General features: G+C 41.9%; 24 protein-coding genes. 13 read left to right on the forward strand and 11 right to left on the reverse strand.

The features are described from left to right. Positions 1–3: 3 nt before the first annotated feature. From sbcD to M2353_RS05375, 3 genes are read left to right on the forward strand one after another with little or no spacing between them, the layout of a single operon-like run. Positions 4–1,179 carry an exonuclease subunit SbcD gene (sbcD, locus tag M2353_RS05365; RefSeq protein ID WP_058337503.1) on the forward strand — a complete coding sequence of 392 codons (1,176 nt, stop codon included), beginning with the start codon at positions 4–6 and terminating at the stop codon, positions 1,177–1,179. Next, positions 1,176–4,571, forward strand: coding sequence for an exonuclease subunit SbcC (gene sbcC, locus M2353_RS05370; protein ID WP_284725080.1), 3,396 nt, complete (start codon positions 1,176–1,178; stop codon positions 4,569–4,571). Before sbcD ends, sbcC begins: the two co-directional genes overlap by 4 nt. Before the next feature lie 17 nt (positions 4,572–4,588). Further along, on the forward strand, positions 4,589–4,888 hold the full coding sequence (locus M2353_RS05375) for a hypothetical protein (protein WP_017360217.1): 300 nt from the start codon (positions 4,589–4,591) through the stop codon (positions 4,886–4,888). A gap of 47 nt (positions 4,889–4,935) precedes the next feature. On the opposite strand, the gene M2353_RS05380 is transcribed toward M2353_RS05375, so the two are convergent. The 8 genes from M2353_RS05380 to M2353_RS05415 all read right to left on the reverse strand — a co-directional run bounded on the left by M2353_RS05380 (position 4,936) and on the right by M2353_RS05415 (position 8,405). After that, positions 4,936–5,154 carry a spore germination protein gene (locus tag M2353_RS05380; RefSeq protein ID WP_003211468.1) on the reverse strand — a complete coding sequence of 73 codons (219 nt, stop codon included), beginning with the start codon at positions 5,152–5,154 and terminating at the stop codon, positions 4,936–4,938. A gap of 22 nt (positions 5,155–5,176) precedes the next feature. Next, positions 5,177–5,611 (reverse strand): spore germination protein GerPE, encoded by a 435-nt coding sequence (locus M2353_RS05385; protein ID WP_024720023.1) that lies wholly within the window; start codon positions 5,609–5,611, stop codon positions 5,177–5,179. Continuing rightward, a complete protein-coding gene (locus tag M2353_RS05390) occupies positions 5,611–5,787 on the reverse strand; it encodes a germination protein GerPD (protein WP_003210893.1) in 177 nt (58 codons plus the stop codon). Before M2353_RS05390 ends, M2353_RS05385 begins: the two co-directional genes overlap by 1 nt. Beyond that, positions 5,784–6,398 (reverse strand): spore germination protein GerPC, encoded by a 615-nt coding sequence (locus M2353_RS05395; RefSeq protein ID WP_008348607.1) that lies wholly within the window; start codon positions 6,396–6,398, stop codon positions 5,784–5,786. Before M2353_RS05395 ends, M2353_RS05390 begins: the two co-directional genes overlap by 4 nt. 31 nt (positions 6,399–6,429) lie before the next feature. Beyond that, positions 6,430–6,663, reverse strand: coding sequence for a spore germination protein GerPB (locus M2353_RS05400; protein WP_003210877.1), 234 nt, complete (start codon positions 6,661–6,663; stop codon positions 6,430–6,432). Positions 6,664–6,677: 14 nt separating this feature from the next. Continuing rightward, complete coding sequence (locus M2353_RS05405) at positions 6,678–6,899, reverse strand: spore germination protein (RefSeq protein WP_003211745.1); 222 nt, start codon at positions 6,897–6,899, stop codon at positions 6,678–6,680. Positions 6,900–7,026: 127 nt separating this feature from the next. Then, on the reverse strand, positions 7,027–7,188 hold the full coding sequence (locus M2353_RS05410; RefSeq protein WP_008348605.1) for an aspartyl-phosphate phosphatase Spo0E family protein: 162 nt from the start codon (positions 7,186–7,188) through the stop codon (positions 7,027–7,029). Between the two features lie 122 nt (positions 7,189–7,310). Continuing rightward, entirely contained in the window at positions 7,311–8,405 is a 1,095-nt protein-coding gene (locus tag M2353_RS05415; protein ID WP_277519199.1) for a CotH kinase family protein, read from the reverse strand. 202 nt (positions 8,406–8,607) lie between these two features. Here M2353_RS05415 and M2353_RS20235 point away from each other — a divergent pair, with 202 nt between their 5' ends. From M2353_RS20235 to M2353_RS05425, 3 genes are all read left to right on the forward strand, one after another. Next, complete coding sequence (locus tag M2353_RS20235; RefSeq protein ID WP_425332867.1) at positions 8,608–9,204, forward strand: CotG/ExsB N-terminal domain-containing protein; 597 nt, start codon at positions 8,608–8,610, stop codon at positions 9,202–9,204. Positions 9,205–9,331: 127 nt separating this feature from the next. Continuing rightward, a complete protein-coding gene (locus M2353_RS05420; protein ID WP_284725081.1) occupies positions 9,332–10,237 on the forward strand; it encodes a fumarylacetoacetate hydrolase family protein in 906 nt (301 codons plus the stop codon). A 91-nt stretch (positions 10,238–10,328) separates the two neighbouring features. After that, a complete protein-coding gene (locus M2353_RS05425) occupies positions 10,329–10,697 on the forward strand; it encodes a YisL family protein (protein WP_007499115.1) in 369 nt (122 codons plus the stop codon). A gap of 38 nt (positions 10,698–10,735) precedes the next feature. Here M2353_RS05425 and M2353_RS05430 read toward each other — a convergent pair whose 3' ends face one another. Further along, on the reverse strand, positions 10,736–11,263 hold the full coding sequence (locus tag M2353_RS05430; RefSeq protein ID WP_255816981.1) for a DUF2777 family protein: 528 nt from the start codon (positions 11,261–11,263) through the stop codon (positions 10,736–10,738). Positions 11,264–11,419: 156 nt separating this feature from the next. On the opposite strand from M2353_RS05430, the gene asnB reads away from it, so the two are divergent. The 4 genes from asnB to M2353_RS05450 all read left to right on the forward strand — a co-directional run bounded on the left by asnB (position 11,420) and on the right by M2353_RS05450 (position 17,230). After that, on the forward strand, positions 11,420–13,261 hold the full coding sequence (gene asnB, locus M2353_RS05435) for an asparagine synthase (glutamine-hydrolyzing) (protein WP_024720029.1): 1,842 nt from the start codon (positions 11,420–11,422) through the stop codon (positions 13,259–13,261). A 147-nt stretch (positions 13,262–13,408) separates the two neighbouring features. Further along, positions 13,409–14,926 carry a phytoene desaturase family protein gene (locus M2353_RS05440; protein WP_284725082.1) on the forward strand — a complete coding sequence of 506 codons (1,518 nt, stop codon included), beginning with the start codon at positions 13,409–13,411 and terminating at the stop codon, positions 14,924–14,926. Further along, positions 14,923–16,398, forward strand: a complete 1,476-nt coding sequence (locus M2353_RS05445; RefSeq protein WP_284725083.1) for a phytoene desaturase family protein — start codon at positions 14,923–14,925, stop codon at positions 16,396–16,398. Before M2353_RS05440 ends, M2353_RS05445 begins: the two co-directional genes overlap by 4 nt. Continuing rightward, positions 16,391–17,230: a phytoene/squalene synthase family protein gene (locus M2353_RS05450; RefSeq protein WP_284725084.1), complete on the forward strand. Its 840-nt coding sequence runs from the start codon at positions 16,391–16,393 to the stop codon at positions 17,228–17,230. Before M2353_RS05445 ends, M2353_RS05450 begins: the two co-directional genes overlap by 8 nt. A gap of 81 nt (positions 17,231–17,311) precedes the next feature. Here the strand turns inward: M2353_RS05450 and M2353_RS05455 are convergent, their stop codons facing one another. Beyond that, positions 17,312–18,688 carry an MATE family efflux transporter gene (locus tag M2353_RS05455; RefSeq protein ID WP_284725085.1) on the reverse strand — a complete coding sequence of 459 codons (1,377 nt, stop codon included), beginning with the start codon at positions 18,686–18,688 and terminating at the stop codon, positions 17,312–17,314. A 113-nt stretch (positions 18,689–18,801) separates the two neighbouring features. Between M2353_RS05455 and M2353_RS05460 the strand changes: the two genes are divergently transcribed. From M2353_RS05460 to M2353_RS05470, 3 genes are all read left to right on the forward strand, one after another. Continuing rightward, complete coding sequence (locus M2353_RS05460; RefSeq protein WP_100324869.1) at positions 18,802–19,668, forward strand: AraC family transcriptional regulator; 867 nt, start codon at positions 18,802–18,804, stop codon at positions 19,666–19,668. Between the two features lie 14 nt (positions 19,669–19,682). Continuing rightward, positions 19,683–20,243 (forward strand): GNAT family N-acetyltransferase, encoded by a 561-nt coding sequence (locus M2353_RS05465; protein WP_163116403.1) that lies wholly within the window; start codon positions 19,683–19,685, stop codon positions 20,241–20,243. Between the two features lie 63 nt (positions 20,244–20,306). Next, positions 20,307–20,582: a hypothetical protein gene (locus tag M2353_RS05470; protein ID WP_008348576.1), complete on the forward strand. Its 276-nt coding sequence runs from the start codon at positions 20,307–20,309 to the stop codon at positions 20,580–20,582. Positions 20,583–20,750: 168 nt separating this feature from the next. On the opposite strand, the gene M2353_RS05475 is transcribed toward M2353_RS05470, so the two are convergent. Continuing rightward, a complete protein-coding gene (locus M2353_RS05475) occupies positions 20,751–21,287 on the reverse strand; it encodes a serine O-acetyltransferase (RefSeq protein ID WP_017360201.1) in 537 nt (178 codons plus the stop codon). Positions 21,288–21,358 lie beyond the last annotated feature (71 nt).

The raw sequence follows: 21,358 nt of genomic DNA on the forward strand, positions 1-21,358 counted from the left end.
CACATGAGGATTCTGCATACAGCGGATTGGCATCTAGGGAAAACCCTTGAAGGCCGAAGCCGGCTTGAGGAGCAAGCGGAGTTTTTAGATGAATTAAATCAAATCGTCAAGGATGAACACATTGATGTCATTGTGATGGCAGGCGATGCCTTTGATACAGTGAACCCTCCTGCTCGCGCAGAACAGCTTTTTTATGAAAGTTTGTCTGCATTATCTGATAAAGGAAAGCGTCAGGTGGTTGTGATCTCTGGCAACCATGATAACCCAGACCGTTTATCAGCCGCATCTCCTTTAACGAATGAGCAGGGGATTCATTTAATTGGATATCCGACAAATGATTTAATTCATGTCGATGTTTCTTCTGCAAGTGAACGTCTATCTATTGCAGCACTCGCTTACCCGTCTGAAGCAAGGCTAAACGAGGTGCTGGCTGAAACATTTGAAGAGAAACTGCTTCGTGATCAGTACAATTTAAAAATACAACAAATGTTTCAACATTTAAGCAACCAATTTCAGGCGGATACGGTCAATATCGCAACAAGTCATATTTATGTGGCAGGTGGCAGTCAAACGGATTCGGAAAGGCCGATTGAAGTGGGAGGCGCATATACCGTTGCGGCCGAAAGTCTGCCTGAGGCGGCTTGTTATGTCGCATTGGGGCACTTGCATCGCCCCCAAACTATTAAACGTGCCAAAACGATTGCCCGCTATTCTGGATCTCCACTTGCATACAGCTTTTCTGAAGCAGGCTACGCCAAATCAGTCACCATTGTGGATGCAAAACCGAACGAAACAGCAAGCTGGAAAGAAGTGTTTTTATCAAGCGGTAAACCACTTATGAAGTGGAAGGCGACTGAAGGGCTGAGCCAAGTACACAGTTGGCTGGATGAAAAGCGGGATCTTCAAGCCTGGATTGATTTAGAGATTCACTTAACAGATCAGCTGTCGATCGAACAAATTCATCAGCTTAGAAAACAGCATAGTGGATTTGTCCATATTAGGCCAAAGTTTAAAGAATTACAGCAAAAAGAAGAACAAAAACAAGTGGAAAAGCTCTCGATTGAAGAGCGGTTCGTGAAATTTTATGAGCGTCAGACAGGTGGAGGTCTACCTGATGAAAAGACCGTCAAGCTATTTTTAGAGCTTGCCAATGACATGCAAGAGGAGGAAGCGAATTGAAGCCGATCACGTTAACCATTAAAGGACTTCATAGCTTCAGAGAAGAGCAAACCATTGACTTTAGCTCCTTATGTGATGCAGGTGTGTTTGGTATTTTTGGACCGACTGGAAGCGGAAAATCGTCCATATTAGATGCCATGACACTCGCACTCTATGGCAAGGTCGAACGTGCACTCAATAATACGCATGGTATTTTGAACCAAGCTGAAGAAAAGCTGTCTGTCTCCTTTACGTTCGCTTTGCAAAGGGAACACCATATTTCTTATAAAGTGGAACGTGCCTTTAAACGGGCAGATGAAATGAAGGTTAGAACGACGTTATGCCGATTGATTGAAATTGGTGATACGCAGACAGTTCTTGCAGATAAAGCAAGTGAGGTCAATCGTAAAATAGAAGAATTACTTGGTTTAACCATTGACGATTTTACGAGAGCGGTAGTTTTACCCCAAGGAAAGTTTGCGGAATTCCTTTCATTGAAAGGAGCCGACAGACGCCAAATGCTGCAGCGTTTGTTTAATTTAGAGAAATATGGTGATCAGCTCGTCAAACGTTTACGCGCAAAGGCTCAAAATCACTACGGACAGAAAAACGAACTGCTGGCTGAATTGACTGGATTAGGAGAAGCTGGGCCAGAGGCATTAGCGAAAGCTAAAGAAGCAGCTGCGCAGGCGCAAGCTATTTTTCATGAGAAAAAACAAACGCGGGACGAAGCGTTCACTGCTTTTACAAAAGCGCAAGCCATCTGGCAGTATCAAAAGGAACAAGAAGCGTACGAGAAGGAACAAAACAACCTCAATCTGCTGGCATCCACGATGGAAGAGAAAAAGAATCAACTTCACATTGCAGAGCAGGCAGAGACATTAAAGCCTTATGCGGATGCATTAACAAAGGCTGAAAAGCAGCTCTCTCAAGCATCAAAAGAGAAGCAGGAAGCAGAAAAACATTTACTTCATCAACGAACGATCTATGATCAAATGACGCAGGAGTATGAGCAAACGCGGCAAAAGAAAATGGAAAATGAGCCAGAGCTTCTTCAAAAGAAAGAGCAGCTTATTCAATTAAAAGAAATTGAACGAAAAAAAGAAACAGCTCTTCAGGAAAAGACCTTACTAGAGCAGCAAAACAATGAAAAAGCGCAGCAATTGACTCAAAAAAAAGCGGAAGCCGAAAACGTGCAATCTTTATTAGAGCGTGCGCTTGCGAAACAAACACAGTTGAAGCATGAGCTGGAACAATTACAAGTCTCTGTCAAAGAGCGGAAACTTGTACAAGACGCACTTCGTTTCAGTGAAAATGTTCAAAGAATGAATGTGAGCATTCAAAAGGAAGAACAAAAGATTGAGGAGCTAAGACAGCGTTCAGCACAGGCGACACAATCGTATGAAAAGCTTCAAAAACAGCAAAAAGATCATCATGAAAAAATAAATCAATCGTTTCAAGCGATAGAGCAATTGTATTTTTATGTATGTGAATTTGAACGAGGTCTTACAGAATGGAGGCATAAAGAGCAGGATAAAAAACAAGAAAAATTAAAACAGCGTGATGTTGTCAGATCGGCAGAATTAAGAAAAGAATTAGCGGCAGAGCTAGTAGACGGTGAACCATGTCCTGTTTGTGGATCGATTCATCATGATCCAAAGGCTGTGATAGACAATGACCATGAAGAAACGGTTGCCCAAATTGATGAATGGATTGTAAAAATAGATAAAGAGCTCAAGCAGGCAGAGGAATATGCTAGAGACATGTTTGCTGCAAAGCAGCTGCTTGAAACGCATGCCAATCAATTAGTTAAACAGTTCTCCTTTTTATCTCAAAAAGCCCCCGATTCGGAAGTAGCTGCAGCAGTAGAAGCAGTACAGAATCCGCAGTCTTTGCACCAGCTGATTCAAGAATGGAAAGGCGTAAAACAAGATATTCAAGCAATCGAAAGCAAACGAGCTCGTTTAATGGACGTCACTTATGATCAAGCGGCAGAAATGAGCAAAGTAAAAGACCAACTGACATTTGAGCAGCAGCGCATACAAGAACTAGACATGCTGATCAAGGAGCTTCGATCTGAGCTTTCCGAACAACTGACGCAATTTGAACAGACCTTTCCTCACTTGACAATCAACCAAGTGCAGGAAATGCAGCAACAAATTGACGAAAAGGATCAACAAGCGGAAGGTTATCAAGAGCGTATTGAGAAGAGTATTTCTTTTCTAGAGGAAAAACAGCAGGTAAAAGAGCATCTGCAAACAGCCATATACGATCTAGAGAAGGAACTCGATAAGTTGGCGCATCAGCTGGGAAGCCAGCAACACCTGATCGATCAATATGAAACAGATTTACAGCGATATCCTTTAAAAGCGGCTTCTCTTTCTGATGAACTAGACGAAGTTCAACAATCTATTGCTCATCTAAATGAAAAAGAACAGCAATCGTACGAGCAATTTAAGCATGCACAGCAATTATTTAGTGAGGCGCAAAGCCATTTCTCAAGCAGTGAACGTCAGCTCCAAGAGGCGAAGCGGCGAAAACAAGAAGCTGAGAAAGCGTGGCAAAAAGAAACAGCATCTACTCCTTTTGATCATCCTCAGGACATAGCACCTGCTTTAATGGATCGATCTGTACGTCTTACAGTCAAACAGGAAATTGAAGAATTTGAGGATAAAAGAAAGCAATGTGCAGCAAACTTAAAGCGAATTTCTGAACTGTTAAAAGGTGAGTCGCTGGATGAAGACGAGTGGACAGACATTCAACTAAAAAAAGAAGCGGCGGAAAAAGCACTTGAAGAAGCGACAGCGCTGAGTGGATCTGCACAGGAGCATCTGCGAGTGATTGAAGCAAACCATCAGCGCTTTGCAAGCATTCATGAACGCCTTGAAGAACTGCAGCAAGAAATTGACCGGCTGGATAAGCTTCAAACGGTGTTTAAAGGGAATACATTTGTTGAGTTCCTAGCAGAAGAACAGCTAGAAAGTGTCAGCCGTGATGCTTCTCATCGTCTTGGGATTTTGACAAGACAAAGGTATGCCATTGAAGTCGATTCAGAGGGCGGTTTTGTGATGCGGGATGATGCCAATGGAGGTGTCAGACGTCCGGTATCCAGCTTGTCTGGGGGAGAAACTTTCCTGACGTCTTTAGCACTTGCCCTTGCTCTGTCTGCACAAATTCAGCTGAGAGGTGAGTTCCCGCTGCAATTCTTCTTCTTAGATGAAGGATTTGGTACACTCGATCAAGACTTGTTAGATACGGTGATTACAGCATTAGAGAAGCTACAATCTCAAAATTTAGCTGTTGGTGTGATCAGCCATGTGGAAGAATTAAAGATGAGACTGCCAAAGAAACTGATTGTCCACCCAGCAGATCCAAGCGGGAAAGGAACAACAGTCTCGATGGAATTAATGTAAAGTGAGGTGATCTCAGGATGGCAAAGCAAACGATTGGATTATGTGAGCTGTGCGGAAGACAAGAGGTCGTCCTTACAGAACATCACTTAACGCCAAGAGAAGAAGGAGGGGCCTTTCTACCGACTGCCTTCCTGTGTATCCCTTGCCATAAACAGGTACATGCTCTTTATACAAACCAGGAGCTTGCCGCACGTTTGAATACGCTGGATGCCCTAAGACAAGATGAAAAGCTTGTTCCGTACATCAAATGGATTCGAAAGCAGCCGGCAAGCAAGCTGGTCAAGACAAAGAAATCAAGACAACGCAGAAAGAAATAAGCATAAAAAAGCGCTCCTCTAAATGAAATGAGTGTAGAGGAGCCGCTTTATGCATTGCCTACCATATTCTGATCATTTAAGTCAGGATCCACATAGTTGGTGGCGCTAATGCCATTATTTAAAATCAAGAAATCTCCGGTATTCCCCGCTCCAGAGCCTAAAGCAGATTTTGAAGAACTTTTAGGCGAAAGATAAAATGAGTCACCGACGTTTACGACGCCCCCAGAAATCGAGTTAATGTAAATGGGTCCGACAATTGCTGGCATAATCGACATCCTTTATTCGAAGTCATATCACCATCATATGCGCAGGTAGGTCCAATTGTGAGTTTGGCGGATGTTCGTCATTGTTGCTAAATAACTCTCGAATATGCTTCACTCGCGCAACGGCATTTATTCCGCACGTAGAGCCAATTTGATAGATAGAGGAGGAAGAGACCCCTTCTACATGAATGGACGACACTTTAATGAGAGGCTTTTCATGATAAAAGGCCGTTCTAACCGCTCGTTCTGGCAGCATCAATGGGATCGGCTCATAATACACTTCAAATTCTTTTGCATCTAGGTTTTCAGCTTCATTTCCATAAAATAAACTAATCGTTCGCTGGACAGCTAGCACCTTCACGTTCGGGCAGAGCTCCTGTGTATCACCAATTTGAACAACACTTGAAATCCCGACAGAATTCACCTTCGAGAACTTCACTTGAGATGTGCGCTTAATCATTATCGAGGGGCTAGAGGAACAAACGGGCCAATAATTAATGATTCTGGCGGTGTATCGAAAATCGATGACAGTTGTACATGGTCCGTGTCCCCGATAATAAATAGGGAGGAGGACGATACCCCAACTACTTTAATGCTTCCAGTTTCGATGTTGCGGTTGACGACTGTGAAATTCATCCGTTTTCCTCTCCTTTCGTTTCATTTGGAATATGGGCTAAAAAGTGCTCGATTGCCCGTTTGACATCATGTTTCACGTATTCAGCAATTTGCTCGGAACGTTGAAGCGGGGTCATATCTTCCCTTTGTGGCAGCTGTCCGGCATAATATTTGATTCTGCTGTCTATTTGTTTTCGAATGTCCTCAATGATATGGTGCTTGTTGCTTTCATCAAGCGAGCCTTCGTATCGCTGCTCTAGTTCTTCAAGAAGCTGCGGTGCTTCTTCATTTAAGAATGCATCGACAAGCTGGCGTGTTTGATTGAAAAATTGATCAGCCATTTCTTGCTGCATCATTCCAATTCCCGGGGTTGTTGTTTGGCCCACTTCAAAATTTTGAACACTATTTGGATCAGATGGATTGAGGCCGATATTTAATGTGCCTTCCAGCCGCTCGATTTTCAGTTGATCAAATTGATAATCAATCCGTTCAATCGTTGTTGTCGGTTTATCTTTGATCATTTGCATTTCCTGCTGAAGCTCGTTAAGCCTTTTTTCAAGCATCATGATTTGCTGTGTTTGCTTTTGAATGATGCCATACATTTGTGAAGCGCTGTTTTGATAGTCATACATATGCATACACCTCCGGGGATTGCAGATGAACTTATGTTGTTGGTGACTGAAGCGGTACAAAAGGTGCCGTGCTTGCGCCTTGAGACTCTTCAATTCCTTGTGTGCCTGCTGCGGCAGGTGCTGCTTCTACGTAGCTACCAGTGTTATACAGATTGGAGAGTGCTTTGATTGATCCAGCACTGCCGATTTGCAGAACGGATGAGTTACTCACAGACTCCACACGTAAGTAATTAATTTGTATCGCTTGATTAATATAGAAGTTCAACGGATTCTCACTCCTTACAAGTTACCAACAAGCGGTTGATCAATGACATCACTATCATACGTATTTGTCACACTTTTATAGTTGCTAATGCGTAATTGATCACCAGTGTTAAAACTGCCTGCGCCAGCAAACGTTTTAACCTGACTATTTGGAGAAATGGTGATGCAGTCTCCAACATGAACGACTCCGCTCGTTCCGACGGCATTTACTTTAAAGGCTCCAACAATAGCCGGCATAGCGGTGCACATCCTTTAGAAAAATAGGGAACTTCGTTTTTGGGCGTTTCACCATAGCTTATGATGGGTCTTTTAATATGTGATTGTCTTTTTGAAGAACTTTGATGAGAGGAATGAAGTGTATGGTTTACCCTTTATTCGAGCATTCTTTAGAGGTGGTTTTGATGCCTTTATTTAAGAGTGTGTCAAGCTCTTGACTGCACCTGATGGTTTCTTCGGCATTCATTCCGAATTTTTTTGCGGTCTCAATCAAATGTAATCTTTTTTGTTCAATTTCATAATTGATCATAACGGACGCCAACTCTCACATTTTTTATCAAATAGAAGGATATGGTTAGTATACCCTATTTTTCTATAAAAAAAGCTCTTTCGTCAATATGAGAACTAAAGTGACAAAATTCGAAAGTGTCTTTACAGGCGCGATGTCTCTTTTTTAATCTCAGTTTGTAAATAACGTCGTCTTTTGTTGATATACTGTCGGATTAATTCTCGCTCTGAACGCAGCATGTCTTGTCGGTTTTTCGTATATGGATCATCTCCAATTCGCTGCTCAATCGAAGCATGCCATGACTCAATGATGGGGAGAAGCCGTTTTTCTAAAAAATGTGTATCTAGTACGTGCTGGAAAAGGGCATAATAGTCTCTTTTAAATGCAGGGATGTCTAGCAATCTAGCGGTTAATGTATTGAAACCGCTGACTGGAATATAATCAAACGCCATTTCTTCTCCGTGAATATCACGACCCCAAGTCGCATCATAATCCCAAGGCATTACTTGAAACCTTCCTTGATCATTCACATAAAGCGCATAGTTATGAACAAAGCCATCAAAATTTTGGGTACACACGACACCAATGAGCCAGCGGAAATATTGTGTTACATCAAGGTACTGCTCAATCTTATTTGCAAACGTGTCGTCCCTTGCGGTGTTCAAAAAGTAAATAAATTCACTCAGCTGCTTGTCGTGTTCAGGAGTTCCCGTTTTTTTCTCATAACCGAGAAGAAGATGTTTTTTTGGCTTTTTATCAAATGAACTTAAAAGAGAGAAATTGGCGTCATCATCTACAGCATAATAAATGCCGCCTCCATGCAGCTGTCGTTTTTGGAGGAACAGCTCATCTACAGATTCTATTTTTAAATAAATGCCTTCTTTTCTTCCATTAATAGTAAGAAACACATGAGAAGCGGTCGGGCTGAACACACCCATTTGTTCAAAGAAATAAAAAGACAGCCTGTTGCGAATGAAAGAAGGATCATTGTACTCTGCATTTAAGTGAAAAAGGGATTCGCCCTGTCTTTGCTTTGGTTTTCGATATTCAATTTGATAGGATTTTTTCTTGAGCTTTCGGATGTGTGATCCTCGGTATGAGGCATAAATATGTGACTTGGTTTGGCCGGTTTTCAGAATGGCCTCGACGGGTTCATCGTTCCATATGTCCTTTTTTAATTCCATGAGATCTTTTGGATGAATCCAGATATCCAGTTGTTTTAAAGGTTCTGTGTCCATGCGTTCATCACCCTCCTATATCTCCTCCACTATATGAAAATGAAGGAATGTCCTGTACCTGCTGATAGGTATTCATGGAGTTTTCTAAGAAAGAGGCATTCGCCAAGAACACTTGTCTACCGAGTCTCGTAACATAAAGCAGAGAAGATAAACAGCTTTGTCTGTTTGTTTTGTCAGAGCACAGTTTGGAGGGGAATTGTTCGTGAGCACATTTGATCATTCGCATATTGAACATGCAGTTGATTCACTTCGAAGTGAGGGGCGTGATCAACACTTAGATCGTGAACCAGAATCGGGATATTCGCACAAATCATCTCGTTCTCGTCATTCAAATCGCCGTCACTGGTTCTTTGGTGGAGGAGGCTGCCGTAAGTCACATCGCAGCAAAAAAAGCCATAAAAGCTATCGTTCTAAAAAAAGCTATCGCTCTAAAAAAAGTCGCTGCTCAAAGAAAAGTGTAAAGAGCGAGAAACCATGCAAAAGCAAAAAGTCGTATAGAAGCAAGAAATCATGCAAAAGCAAAAAGTCGTATAGAAGCAAGAAATCATGCAAAAGCAAAAAGTCATACCGCAGTAAAAAGAGTAAACCAAAAAAATCATGCCGCAGCAAACACAGATCACATCATAAGAAAAGCTGCCGCAAATCACACCGCAGCCATCGATCTAAACGTTCTCATCACCATAAACGGAGTCACTCTTGCCGAAGATGCGGAAAGAAAAAACATCATTCCCGCCATCAAGGAAATGTTGATCGTAAATGGGATCAAGGGAATATGTGGGAGTATCGACGCTACCGCTAAATGTCAGGTCTTCATTTTTGAAACCCTTTTTAAAAGAGAGTATGATAAAAAAGGGTTTTTTTTATTTCGTAGAGAAATAAAAATGAGACATCATAATGTATTGAAATGAAGATTGTGAGGGGAAGACATGAAGTTTTTTACAGGTGAGATACATAACAGATTGTTTATCGGGGTCGTTATTGATGATGAATGGGTGATGGATGTCAAAAAGGCAGAAGCAAAACTATTTGAGCTAGAAACATTGCCAAACTCTTTATTTGAATGCATCAACATGGGGGACAAGTTTGTCGAACACGTCAAACAGCTTCTTGATTGGGCGGAGAAAAAAGAAGAAGACCGCGGCTCTTATGTCTATCCGCTTTCGGACGTGACACTCCATGCACCGATTCCAAAACCAACGAAAAACATCATGTGTGTTGGGAAAAACTATCAAGATCACGTCATGGAAATGGGAAGTGCGGCAGATATTCCTAAAGACGTGATGATCTTTACAAAGGCGCCTACCTCTGTTGTAGGGCATGAAGCGGACATTCTTCTCCATGAAGATGTGACAAGTGAATTGGATTACGAAGGGGAGCTTGCCATTGTCATTGGCAAAACAGGAAAGAATATTGCTCCTGAAGAGGTCCACGATTACATTTTCGGTTACACCATTTTAAATGATATAACGGCAAGAGATTTGCAGAAAAAACACAAACAATTTTTCATCGGAAAAAGCTTAGATACAACTTGTCCAATGGGACCTTATATCGTTCACAAGTCAGTGATCGAGGATCATGGAGCACTCCATGTGGAAACAAAGGTAAACGGAGAGGTTCGTCAGTCTGCCAGTACGGAATTAATGATCTTCCCAATTGAAGACATTGTGTCAACTCTTTCAAAAGGGATGCCGCTGGAAGCGGGAGACATCATTGCAACAGGTACACCTTCTGGAGTCGGCAAAGGTTTTGAACCGCCAAAATTTTTAGCCTCAGGCGATCAGGTTGAAGTAACAATTGAACCAATTGGGACGTTATCAAATCGCGTCAAATAAAGGCGTGTTGACACAGGATTGTCGCTTTGTGTTCGACTTATTTCGTGGTACGATGAGAAGGTAATTGTTCTGATAAAGGGGGAAATCACAAATGGGAACACATTTACATATTACAGCGTGGGTGCTAGGTATTATTTTATTTTTCGTTGCCTTTGCATTAGCAGGTAAAAACGATAAAGGCGCTAAAATTGTGCATATGATCGTACGCCTATTTTACTTGATTATTATTGCAACGGGTGTAGAGCTGTATGTTCGCACAGGAATGAAAATCCCGGGTTACGGGGGCGAGTATGTTGGAAAAATGATACTTGGTATTCTTGTGATTGGTTTCATGGAAATGGTCCTTGTACGCAAGAAAAAAGGAAAATCGGTGACGGGTGTATTCATTGGTTTTATTGTGGTTGCTATTGTGACCATTCTTCTCGGCTTACGTCTGCCGATCGGTTTCCATATCTTTTAAGATAAAAAGGGCATTGCTTATCAAAAGCAGTGCCCTTTTTATGTGAGATCAAACTGAGACATCAGCCGGTGACCGTCAGACGTCGTCCATTCCAATTGAACTTGATTTGTACCCGAATGATGGTGGCATTGAAGGGCAAGTGATTGCATGTCTCCTGAAAACTGAAAAAAAGACACGCGATGAGAAGGATGGAAGGAAGAGAAGACACAATCATAGACGGAAAAGCCAAGCTGTTCTACATAGTCAATGATCTGATAAAAGACGCTTTCCGGTACGAACATGAGCAAATCAAGCCACCCTTTAGAAAGAGACGCTGTATATTGAATGCGTTCACCGCCTTTTACCTCCATCAACTTCCCATTCTCACAAAGAACGACAGACCCGAGCAATTCTCCTTTTGTCCATCGATCCTTTTCTTTCAAACAGATCATAGAACTTTGAAGGCTTTCAGGTAGCATGATGTCTCCTTCTTCGTCTTCAATCAGACAATGACCGTTTTCCATCAGTAAGTACCCGTTACACCATTTTGGGTGGTTTTGCTGAAGATATGTCATTCGGTTCTCCATTCGCAAAACCTCCTTTCCTCTTTCTTTTCTTACCAAATGAAGCTTGTCCTATACACAGGGGGAAAAAAGGACAAATCAACTATCAAGGAGCCGATGCATAAACTAAGAAAGGCTAAATGAGAACACTTGATGAAAAACGGATGGGAGCTGATGATGATGTGTGGAATAACAGGCTGGGCAGACTTTAAAAAGCAGCTCATCCAACAGGATCATGTAATCAATCAAATGACAGATACATTATCTAAACGAGGGCCGGATGATACAAATACGTGGAAAAGTGAGCACGTTCTTTTCGGCCATAAACGGTTAGCCGTTGTCGATGTTGAAGGTGGAAAGCAGCCGATGACATATACCCATCAACACCATGATTATACGGTGGTATACAATGGAGAACTCTATAACACGGAGGATATACGAAAAGAATTATTCAAAAGGGGGCACCGCTTTCTTGGGCATTCTGATACAGAGGTTCTTCTTCACGCCTATACAGAATGGAAGGAAGAGTGTGTGACCCATTTTAATGGAATTTTTGCATTTGTCATTTGGGATAGTGAGCGTGAATTATTATTTGCAGCGAGAGACCGGCTCGGTGTCAAGCCATTTTTCTATACAGAACGTCATCATTCCTTTTTGTTTGGCTCAGAAATCAAAGCACTTCTAGCTCATCCTGAAATGAAAGCCAAAGTGGATCATGAAGGGTTATCAGAAATCTTTGGTTTAGGGCCGTCTAGAACACCAGGGCAAGGCGTATTTAAAGGGGTGAAAGAGTTGAGACCTGCTCATGCCTTAACCTTCTCAAAAGATGGTTTGCGTGTGTGGAGGTACTGGAATGTCAAAAGCAAGCAGCATACAGATTCGCTTGATGACACCGCTCAGCACGTGAAGGAACTCTTTACGGATGCTGTTACAAGACAGCTTGTCTCAGATGTGCCTGTATGTACGTTTTTATCGGGCGGTGTGGATTCTAGTGCCATTACGGCCATTGCCGCCAAGCACTTTGAGAAAATAGGGAAAGCCCCGCTGCATACGTATTCCGTTGATTACGACGGAAATGATCAATTCTTTGAAGCAAGTCAATTTCAGCCGAATGCTGACGGCCCGTGGATTGATCGAATGACCAAAGCGTTTCAAACGAATCATCACAGCTGTATCATCGGGCAAAAAGAGCTGGCTTCTTATTTGAAAGAAGCGGTTGAAGTGCGAGATTTGCCGGGGATGGCAGATATTGATTCTTCCTTACTATGGTTCTGTCGAGAAATAAAAAAGGATTTTGTTGTCGGTTTATCAGGTGAATGTGCAGATGAGATTTTTGGAGGTTACCCATGGTTTCACATGGCAAGCGAAACCAATGGATTTCCGTGGATGAGATCAACGGAAGCACGCATTCAGCTTCTTCAAGACTCATGGCAAAAGAAATTATCACTGAAGGAATATGCGCAAAGCAAATATGAAGAAACCGTGGCAGAAACCCCTCTTTTAGATGGGGAAACTGGAGTAGATAAAGCCCGAAGAGAACTTTTTTACTTAAATATGATTTGGTTTATGACAACACTGCTGGATCGAAAAGATCGTATGAGCATGGGGGCGAGCCTTGAGGTACGTGTTCCATTCGCAGATCATCGTCTTGTTGAGTATGTATGGAATATTCCTTGGGAAATGAAAATGTATGGAAATCGGGAAAAAGGGGTTTTGAGAAAAGCATTAGAGGGAATTTTACCGAATGAAGTGCTTTATCGCAAGAAGAGCCCTTATCCGAAAACACATCATCCTGCTTATACTCAGGCGGTAAAAGAGATGTTAACAGATTGTCTCGCGCAAAAGGATTCTGTGCTTCATGAATTTTTAGATCCACATCAATTAAAACAGCTGATTGAAACAGAAGGGGCTTCTTTCCAGGTTCCTTGGTATGGTCAGTTAATGAAAGGCCCACAGCTCATTGCTCATTTGGCACAGATTCATCATTGGTTTGAAACATATCGAATTGATATAGAAGCATAACAAAGGGTCGGCTTTCTTGCACTTGTTGAAAGGAAGTCGGCTTTTTTGATACATAACATGAGACTTTTAGAGCACATCAAAAGTTGATCTAACCGCTTCAATTTGTATAATTAACTTAAAGTGAATTAATTTGGAGGAAAAAGGATAATGAAAATCATTGTGATCGGAGCAGGACCAGGGGGACTTGCAGCAGCTATGATGTTGCAAAGCAAAGGACATGATGTTCATATATATGAAAAACAGTCCTTTGTTGGCGGACGTAACTCTAAGTTTCAACTTGGTGATTTCACGTTTGATACAGGTCCTACTTTTCTCAGTATGATTCATATTGCAGAGGAACTATTCACCTTTGCCGGTAAAAATCTCTATGATTATATAGATGTGATTGAATTAAAAGAAATGTATAGATTAATCTTTCAAGATGAGAAGCTTGATATGATTCGAGATCGAGACGAAATGTACAAACGGCTAGAAGCCTTTGCACCTGGTGAGGGCGAGGGGTATGTACGTTTTATGAATGATACAAAACGAAAAATGGACCGCCTAACGCCGATTCTACAAAGTAAAATGGATCGTTTCCATCATTACTTGCGACCAAAAGTCATCAAAGCACTTCCTCAGCTCTCATTAAATAAAAGCTTATATGATGTGCTGTCGGATTATTTCTCAAATGAATCAGTGAAATATGCCTTTACATTCCAATCAAAATATTTAGGGATGTCACCTTGGGAATGCCCAGGAGCGTTCTCAATTCTTTCCTTTATGGAGCATGACACAGGCGTTTATCATCCGAAAGGCGGAGTGAATCAGCTGTCAGAAGCGATGGCAAAGGCAGCTGTTGAATCTGGGGCTACCCTTCATCTATCAACTGGAGTTGGCAAGTTGCTGACGGAAGGCAGGAAAGTGAAGGGCATTCGCTTAGAAACTGGTGAAGAAATACAGGCAGATGAGGTGGTCGTAAATGGTGATTTTGCACACGTGATGACAAAGCTTGTAGAGCCGGGTCTTTTAAAGAAATATAGCGAGAAGAAACTGAAAAAGAAAATATTCTCATGCTCCACCTTTATGCTGTACCTAGGTTTAGATACGATATATGATGAGCCGCATCATACCATCGTTTTTTCCGATGACTATGCGAAGTTCGTCAAAGAAATTACGAAAACCTTTGAGCTGCCGGATGATCCGTCCATTTATATTCAAAATGCAAGTGTGACAGATGATTCGCTTGCGCCAAAAGGCAAGTCCGCTCTTTATGTGTTAGCACCTGTTGCCAATAATCAAAGCGGTATTGACTGGGAAGTGTATCAAGAAGAATTTAGAGAGCTTGTGCTGGATACGCTGGAGCGGAAAACAGGCTTTAAGAATATCAGGCAGCATATTGAAGTCGAGCGGATGATCACGCCGAAGCACTGGGAAGAAGAGCTGTACGTGTATGAAGGAGCTACATTTAATCTTGGTCACCAGTTGACGCAGATGATGGTACTCAGGCCGCATAATGAATTTGATGAGTTGAAACACTGCTGGCTCGTTGGTGGAGGAACCCACCCAGGCAGCGGATTGCCAACCATTTTAGAATCAGCGCGTATTACGACAAATGCGATTCTGTCAAAAGAGAAACATACGCACAAAAGAGTGCCACATCAAGAAAAGGGGAGCGCCTCATGAAAAAACATATATTGATTGCTGGCGGCGGTATTGGCGGAATGATCTCAGCCCTCTATTTAAAAAAAGCTGGACATGATGTCACCCTTGTTGAAAAAAATGAACGGCTCGGCGGGAGACTTGCTTTTGTACGTGAGAAAGGATATAAAGTAGATGAAGGTCCGACCATTGTCCTACTTCCTGATATGTTAAAAGGCATTTTACATGACGTAGGCATTGATGAAACATCTCTTGATCTCTTGCAGCTCGATCCGCTGTATACGATCCACTATCAAGATGGAACCTCCTATACGAAATACTCTGATACACTGCGACAACTAGAAGAAATCAAACGTGTATTTCCAAAGGAAGAACAGGGATATTTAACATTTATGCAAGAAATGACGGATCGATTTCAAGAAGGGCAGAAAGCTTTTCTAGAAAAATCATTTCATGAAAAACGAACCTTTTTTACAAAAGCGAACATGAAGATTTTAATGAAATTAAAAGCATATCGAACCGTTCAAAGTTCTCTCAAAAAATATTTTTCAGATGAGCGCCTCCGAGATGCATATGCACTTCAAACCCTCTATGTCGGAGGAAATCCGTATGAAGCATCCGCCATTTATTCGCTTGTTTCATATAGTGAGCACGCACACGGAATTTACTATTTAAAAGGCGGATATGCGAGTTTAGTAGATATATTGGAGAGACAGCTCTTAAAGACGGGTGTACACATAAGAAAAAGTGAAGAAGTCGCACAATTTGAGTTTGAGGGGAAACGTGTGGTCAAGGCAAAAATAAATGATGAGCACATAGCAGCTGATGCATTTGTGATGAACGGAGATTATCCAGCGGCGTTAAAACAGCTTGGTTTAGGTGAACAAGACCGGCGTAAATACGTTCCATCCTCCGGCTGCGTGATGGTGTATCTAGGGTTAAACAAAGTATACGATGAAGCACCTGTTCATCAATTTTTCATGGGAGAACACTTTGATCAGCATATGAGAGAGGTGTTCCAAACGAAAACGATACCTCAAGATCCATCATTTTATACATTTAATCCATCGACCATCGATCCATCCCTTGCCCCAGAAGGCAGCAGTGTCCTATATATGCTCATTCCTGTTCCATCAGGAGATCACATCAACTGGGAACAAGAGACAGACTTTGTGGATAAAATGGTGGAGCGTCTTGAGAAAAGAGGCTTTCCACAGCTGCGAGAGGCGGTTGTCTGGCAAAAGGTGAGAACACCGAATGATTCAATGCGAGAAGGATTGTTTGAAGGCGGCAGCTTTGGACTCGCTCCTAATTTGTTTCAATCAGGTGTGTTTCGCCCGCAAGTAAAGGTTGCAGATGTAGACAATCTATATGCGGTAGGTGCTTCCATCCATCCCGGCGGCGGGGTACCGATCGTGATGCAAAGTGCAAAGCTCATGGCTTCTGTACTGCTTAAAGAGCTGAACAACAGAAAGGAAGTGAAGCTAAGTGGTTGACGTGCAAACAGCATTGAAAATATGTGAAGAGACCATTCAAACCCATTCAAAAACGTTTTATCGTGCCTTTTCCATGCTGCCTAAAAAGAAAAGACAGGCTGTTTGGGCTGTTTATTCCTTTTGTAGGAGAGCGGATGATATTGTAGATGAGTCTCCTTCACCAAAGGAAGAACTGACGTCTTTTCAGGAGGCATTTGATCGTTTCTTGCTAGGAGAAGTAGATCGTGATGATCCAATGTGGGTGGCGCTGGAGTATACATTTCAACAGTTTCGTATGGATGAAGCCCCATTCCGTGACCTGCTGCGAGGACAGGAGATGGATTTAGAGCAGCATCGATATGAAACGTTAGATGAACTGCTCATCTATTCCTATCATGTCGCAAGTACAGTTGGATTAATGCTGCTTCCGATCATTGCACCGCGTAAAAAAGAACAGCTAAAAGAAGCAGCGATTTCCCTTGGGATTGGCATGCAGTTGACCAATATACTTCGAGACATTGGTGAGGATAAGGCGGAAAGGAATCGTATTTATTTGCCAAAACAAGTCATGGATCAATTTGGGTATATAGAGCAAGAATTACAAGAAGGGATCGTCAATCAAGCCTTCCAGCACGTATGGGAATATATTGCTTTTGAGGCAGAGGCGTACTATGAGGAATTTTTTGACCATCTCCATGAATTCCCACTTTATTCAAGGATACCAGTGAAAGCAGCTGCTCACTTTTATAAGGCTATTCTAGATAAAACTAGAGAAAACGAATACCGCGTCTTTACGAAGCGGTCATATATTTCAACACAAGAAAAAGCACTTATTTTAGAAGATATTACGTAATGAAAAGAAGACAAAGGGGTAAAATAAAGTTCGTTTTAGCCCTTTGTCAACAATCTGAAAGGACTGCACCCGCAGTCCTTTTTATGTGGAAGTAAACCGATACTCCGTCCACACCCTTGAACGCCACCGCCTATACATAAAGATGCCTCTTACCCATTCATCCACGATAAAAGAAATCCAAACCCCGATCAGGCCCATCTCAAGTTGAATGCCTAATAAATAAGCGATCGGAATGCCGATGCCCCACATTGAAATCATCGCCATATAGACTGGAAACTTCGCGTCACCAGCTGCCCGCAAGGAGTTGATGATGACCATATTAAAAGAACGTCCAGGCTCTAAAATAATCGTCAATATGAGGAGGAGGCTCGCGATTTGAATGATCTCACTGTTGCTAGTGAAAAAAGTAAGTAAATGCGTCGATGATAAAGATAAAGCAGTAGAAGAAAGAAGCGAGATGGCAATGGCCCAGTATAAGCTTTTCATGCATCTTCGATAGGCCGCATCAAATTCTTTCGCCCCGATCAGGCGCCCGATTAAGATTTGTGTTCCTTGGCTAATGGCGGCACCAAATAACATAATGAACATCATCAAATTCTGGGTATAGACTTTTGCTGCTAGTGCTTGCGTGCCCATAAATGTGATAAACAGTGTAATAATCATTTGAGAGCCATTATAAGAAAGTTGTTCTCCAGCAGAAGGAATGCCGATTTTTAGCAGTTTTTTTAAATGCGTTCGCTGGATGTAAAACATTCGCTTGAATGAAAACTGCAATCCAATGCGGTGTCGAACAATGAGAATCATGGCTGTAAGACCGATCAACCGTGCAAATGATGTGGAAAGAGCGACACCCATGACACCTAATACAGGGAAGCCAAATGGTCCGAAGATGACCAAATAATTACCAGCAACATTTAACAAGTTCATACCGATGGTGACATACATCGTATCTCTCGTGAATCCATAGCTTTTTAAAATAGCACTATAGGTCATAATGAGCGCCTGAATAAAAGAAAGCAGGCCGACAATCTGTAAAAAGACGGTTGCATCTGGCATGAGCTCGCTTGATAAGCCCATCATATGCAGGATGGGCACAGCTAACACAAACATAAGAAGACTGATCACAAAGCTAATGAGGAAGTTGGTGCCTAGTGATACATAGGCAACTTGGGTCGCTTCCTGCTTGCGGCTCGCTCCTAAAAGCTGCGCAATGACAATCGTCGTCCCAGTCGTAATGAAGCTGAACATCACAATCAATAGATTTAATAGCTGATTGCTTACCCCTACTGCGGCAACACTATTGTCAGAATACTGGCTGAGCATCAGTGTATCTGCGCTCCCCATCAGCATATATAAAGAGATTTCGATAAAAATAGGCCAAGTTAATGCAAATAATGAAGGGTGGGATTTTTCACTTTTGGCTTGAACCTTTTGTATTGTCAGTGCTTGTGGTTTCATCACATCGCCTTCTTTCGTATAAATCCGATTTATAGTGTACCTTGCATCGACTATAATAAGAAGAGATGAAACCGAAACTTATTGGAGAAATCCGACTTCATAAGGGGATGAATATGGGTCCGTTTATTACATTTACTGTACCACCATTTCCAGTCTATATTGCTTCAGGCAAAGGTGTTTTCCATCGAGGAGAACGACATATCTCCAGAATTTTCACCGTATTTGATCTTCTTTATGTCACAAAAGGTGAACTGTGGATCACAGAAGACGAGGTGCCTCATCATGTAAAAGAGGGAGAATATATCATCTTATCACCGGGACTTGCCCATGGTGGACATCTGCCATGCAAAGAAGAAACACTTTATGAGTGGCTGCATTTTTCAATCGATTCATTTGAGTTTACAGATCGGCCGAGAGAACACTGGTTTGACATGAAGCAAAATCAAGCCACTTTTGAAAAAGCAGCAAGCTATGAATTTCGTCTGCCCCGAAAAGGAAAAGTGAAAGGGGGAAGCGTGCTACAGAAGCATCTTTCAGCGATGCGCGCTTTAAATGATGATGCGTCTGAACTTCAGCTCAAAAAGCAGCTTCAATTTGAGGAAATGCTCATTCATTTACAAAAAGAAGCATTTCATATTCCAAGTGCAAAGGAGACTGTCGCTTCAGAAGTGGTTCACTATCTTGAACGTCATTTTACGCAAAAATTACAGATGGAGAAGCTGGCAGAGATTCTTCATTATCATCCTGATTACATGACAAGGTGCATGCAGACCGTGTACGGACTGACGCCGAGCCAGTACATCAATCGACTCAAAATTGAAAAAGCCAAAAGCCTGCTTGCTTCAACGAATGAAAAAATAGCTCTCATTGCAGAACATGTAGGCATTGATGACCCTACTTATTTTTCAAAGCTGTTTCGGCAAAATGAAGGCATGACGCCTATCGAGTATCGTCATCTTGCTAAAAGAACGACAAAGTAAAGGAACGTGAACAGATGAAAGGAAAAAAAGAAGAGATTGTGAGCATACGTCCATTAGACGAAACCGATTTAGAAGTGGTATGGCATTTAAGGTTTAAAGCACCAGACCAGGCCTATCGAAAGTGGAATGCACCGTATTTTATTGAACATGACATATCGCTTACTGCATTTAAAAAACGCTATTTACAGGATGATTCTGTCCTGCCAAAACTATTTGGCATTGATGTCGGAGGTGAATTAAAGGGCACAGTTTCTTATTATTGGGAGAATGAGCGCACACGTTGGCTGGAGTGTGGGATTCTTATTTATGACTCACGTTTTTGGAATGGGGGCGTTGGAACAAAGGCATTGCGTCTATGGATCGATGAACTCTTTTCACACATTGATATCCCGCGCATCGGTCTGACCACCTGGTCTGGAAATGAACGCATGATGCGTTGCGCAGAGAAATGCGGGTTTATCCTTGAGGGAAGACTGCGTAAGGTTCGTTACTATCAAGGGGAGTATTATGATTCGATGCGGTATGGAATGCTGAGAGAAGAATGGCAAAGCCTTCCGAATCATTCATTTGAATAGTTGTTTTTAAGATTAGGAAAAAAGTATAGTAAGATTAAATAAATTGAAAAAGAAGGGTGGCGGATGAATGTGAAATGGATTACAGGTTGGTTTGTATCCATCTTAGTCGCAATCTACCTATTCGTTGATGCACCAAAACACGGGAAAAATAAATGGTTATGGGCCATCTTAGGCCTTTTACTCGGGCTCTTCACACTTGGAATATATCTCATTCAAACAGGAAGAAAAGGGTTGGGCTGGACAGTACTGATTGTGTCCATTCTCATCTATGCGATTGCCATCCTCGTCTTTGTCTTGTACTTTCTCATGCTGGTCTTCGGGTACTCTAACGCAAATTAGAGAGTACGGCTGTGGTGATTTGTTTCACTTCAAGTTGCTACCGATTGATGGTTTGATTGTGCCAAAGCATCATAGGATAAATGGTGATGGGGCGCGGGCAGGATGATCCTCATGTTTATCCATCTTATTTTATCTCATGTGGCTCACTGCTTTGATCAAGTAAGTCCTTCATAAAGAAGGGCTTTTTTCTTTTATTTTTTGAGCAGGGACACCTGCAATGACAATCCGCTCTTCATGAAAGGAGCGATTCACTACTGCATTTGCTCCGATGGAAATATGATTCGCAATATAAATATTTCCAAACAGTTTAGCGCCAGGGCCGATCCATACATGATCTCCGATGACGGGCACATCTTTTTCATGATGGTTTTGACCGATATTCACGCCTTGATGAATATCACAAAACGCGCCGATTTTGGCATGCTTGTTCACAATCAACAGCCCAGTATGGTTGATTCTGAGCCCAGGTCCAAATACACCAATTGGGATATCAAAGCCAAGCTGCATGCCTTTCTTTTTATGTAAGTAACGATAAAACCATTTGCGTAACGTAGCACCGCTATTCGTATAGTACTCATATTTTCGTAAATATCTTTGATATTTCCAAATATCATCCCCAAGCCACTTTGGCCTTTTTCGATTGATGGCAAGTGCTTTCTGATCTTGTGCCAAGTAGTGGTGAAGGTCATGCTTCGTTAAAATCATCAGATCTCCCTCGATTCCCTTTCGTTTCAGAGAAATTATACCATCATAACCATTTATATCAAGATAAAATA

The organism is Bacillus aerius, from assembly GCF_029894105.1.
GTDB classification, from domain to species: Bacteria; Bacillota; Bacilli; order Bacillales; family Bacillaceae; genus Bacillus; species Bacillus altitudinis.

What these genes read in the sequence shown, in the direction of transcription:
- sbcD (WP_058337503.1), top strand. Translation starts at nt 4, where the DNA reads ATGAGGATTCTGCATACAGCGGATTGGCATCTAGGGAAAACCCTTGAA.
- M2353_RS05375 (WP_017360217.1), top strand. Translation starts at nt 4,589, where the DNA reads ATGGCAAAGCAAACGATTGGATTATGTGAGCTGTGCGGAAGACAAGAG.
- M2353_RS05380 (WP_003211468.1), bottom strand. Translation starts at nt 5,154, where the DNA reads ATGCCAGCAATTGTCGGACCCATTTACATTAACTCGATTTCTGGGGGC.
- M2353_RS05385 (WP_024720023.1), bottom strand. Translation starts at nt 5,611, where the DNA reads ATGATTAAGCGCACATCTCAAGTGAAGTTCTCGAAGGTGAATTCTGTC.
- M2353_RS05390 (WP_003210893.1), bottom strand. Translation starts at nt 5,787, where the DNA reads ATGAATTTCACAGTCGTCAACCGCAACATCGAAACTGGAAGCATTAAA.
- M2353_RS05395 (WP_008348607.1), bottom strand. Translation starts at nt 6,398, where the DNA reads ATGTATGACTATCAAAACAGCGCTTCACAAATGTATGGCATCATTCAA.
- M2353_RS05405 (WP_003211745.1), bottom strand. Translation starts at nt 6,899, where the DNA reads ATGCCGGCTATTGTTGGAGCCTTTAAAGTAAATGCCGTCGGAACGAGC.
- M2353_RS05410 (WP_008348605.1), bottom strand. Translation starts at nt 7,188, where the DNA reads ATGATCAATTATGAAATTGAACAAAAAAGATTACATTTGATTGAGACC.
- M2353_RS05415 (WP_277519199.1), bottom strand. Translation starts at nt 8,405, where the DNA reads ATGGACACAGAACCTTTAAAACAACTGGATATCTGGATTCATCCAAAA.
- M2353_RS05420 (WP_284725081.1), top strand. Translation starts at nt 9,332, where the DNA reads ATGAAGTTTTTTACAGGTGAGATACATAACAGATTGTTTATCGGGGTC.
- M2353_RS05425 (WP_007499115.1), top strand. Translation starts at nt 10,329, where the DNA reads ATGGGAACACATTTACATATTACAGCGTGGGTGCTAGGTATTATTTTA.
- M2353_RS05430 (WP_255816981.1), bottom strand. Translation starts at nt 11,263, where the DNA reads ATGGAGAACCGAATGACATATCTTCAGCAAAACCACCCAAAATGGTGT.
- asnB (WP_024720029.1), top strand. Translation starts at nt 11,420, where the DNA reads ATGTGTGGAATAACAGGCTGGGCAGACTTTAAAAAGCAGCTCATCCAA.
- M2353_RS05440 (WP_284725082.1), top strand. Translation starts at nt 13,409, where the DNA reads ATGAAAATCATTGTGATCGGAGCAGGACCAGGGGGACTTGCAGCAGCT.
- M2353_RS05445 (WP_284725083.1), top strand. Translation starts at nt 14,923, where the DNA reads ATGAAAAAACATATATTGATTGCTGGCGGCGGTATTGGCGGAATGATC.
- M2353_RS05455 (WP_284725085.1), bottom strand. Translation starts at nt 18,688, where the DNA reads ATGAAACCACAAGCACTGACAATACAAAAGGTTCAAGCCAAAAGTGAA.
- M2353_RS05460 (WP_100324869.1), top strand. Translation starts at nt 18,802, where the DNA reads ATGGGTCCGTTTATTACATTTACTGTACCACCATTTCCAGTCTATATT.
- M2353_RS05465 (WP_163116403.1), top strand. Translation starts at nt 19,683, where the DNA reads ATGAAAGGAAAAAAAGAAGAGATTGTGAGCATACGTCCATTAGACGAA.
- M2353_RS05470 (WP_008348576.1), top strand. Translation starts at nt 20,307, where the DNA reads ATGAATGTGAAATGGATTACAGGTTGGTTTGTATCCATCTTAGTCGCA.
- M2353_RS05475 (WP_017360201.1), bottom strand. Translation starts at nt 21,287, where the DNA reads ATGATTTTAACGAAGCATGACCTTCACCACTACTTGGCACAAGATCAG.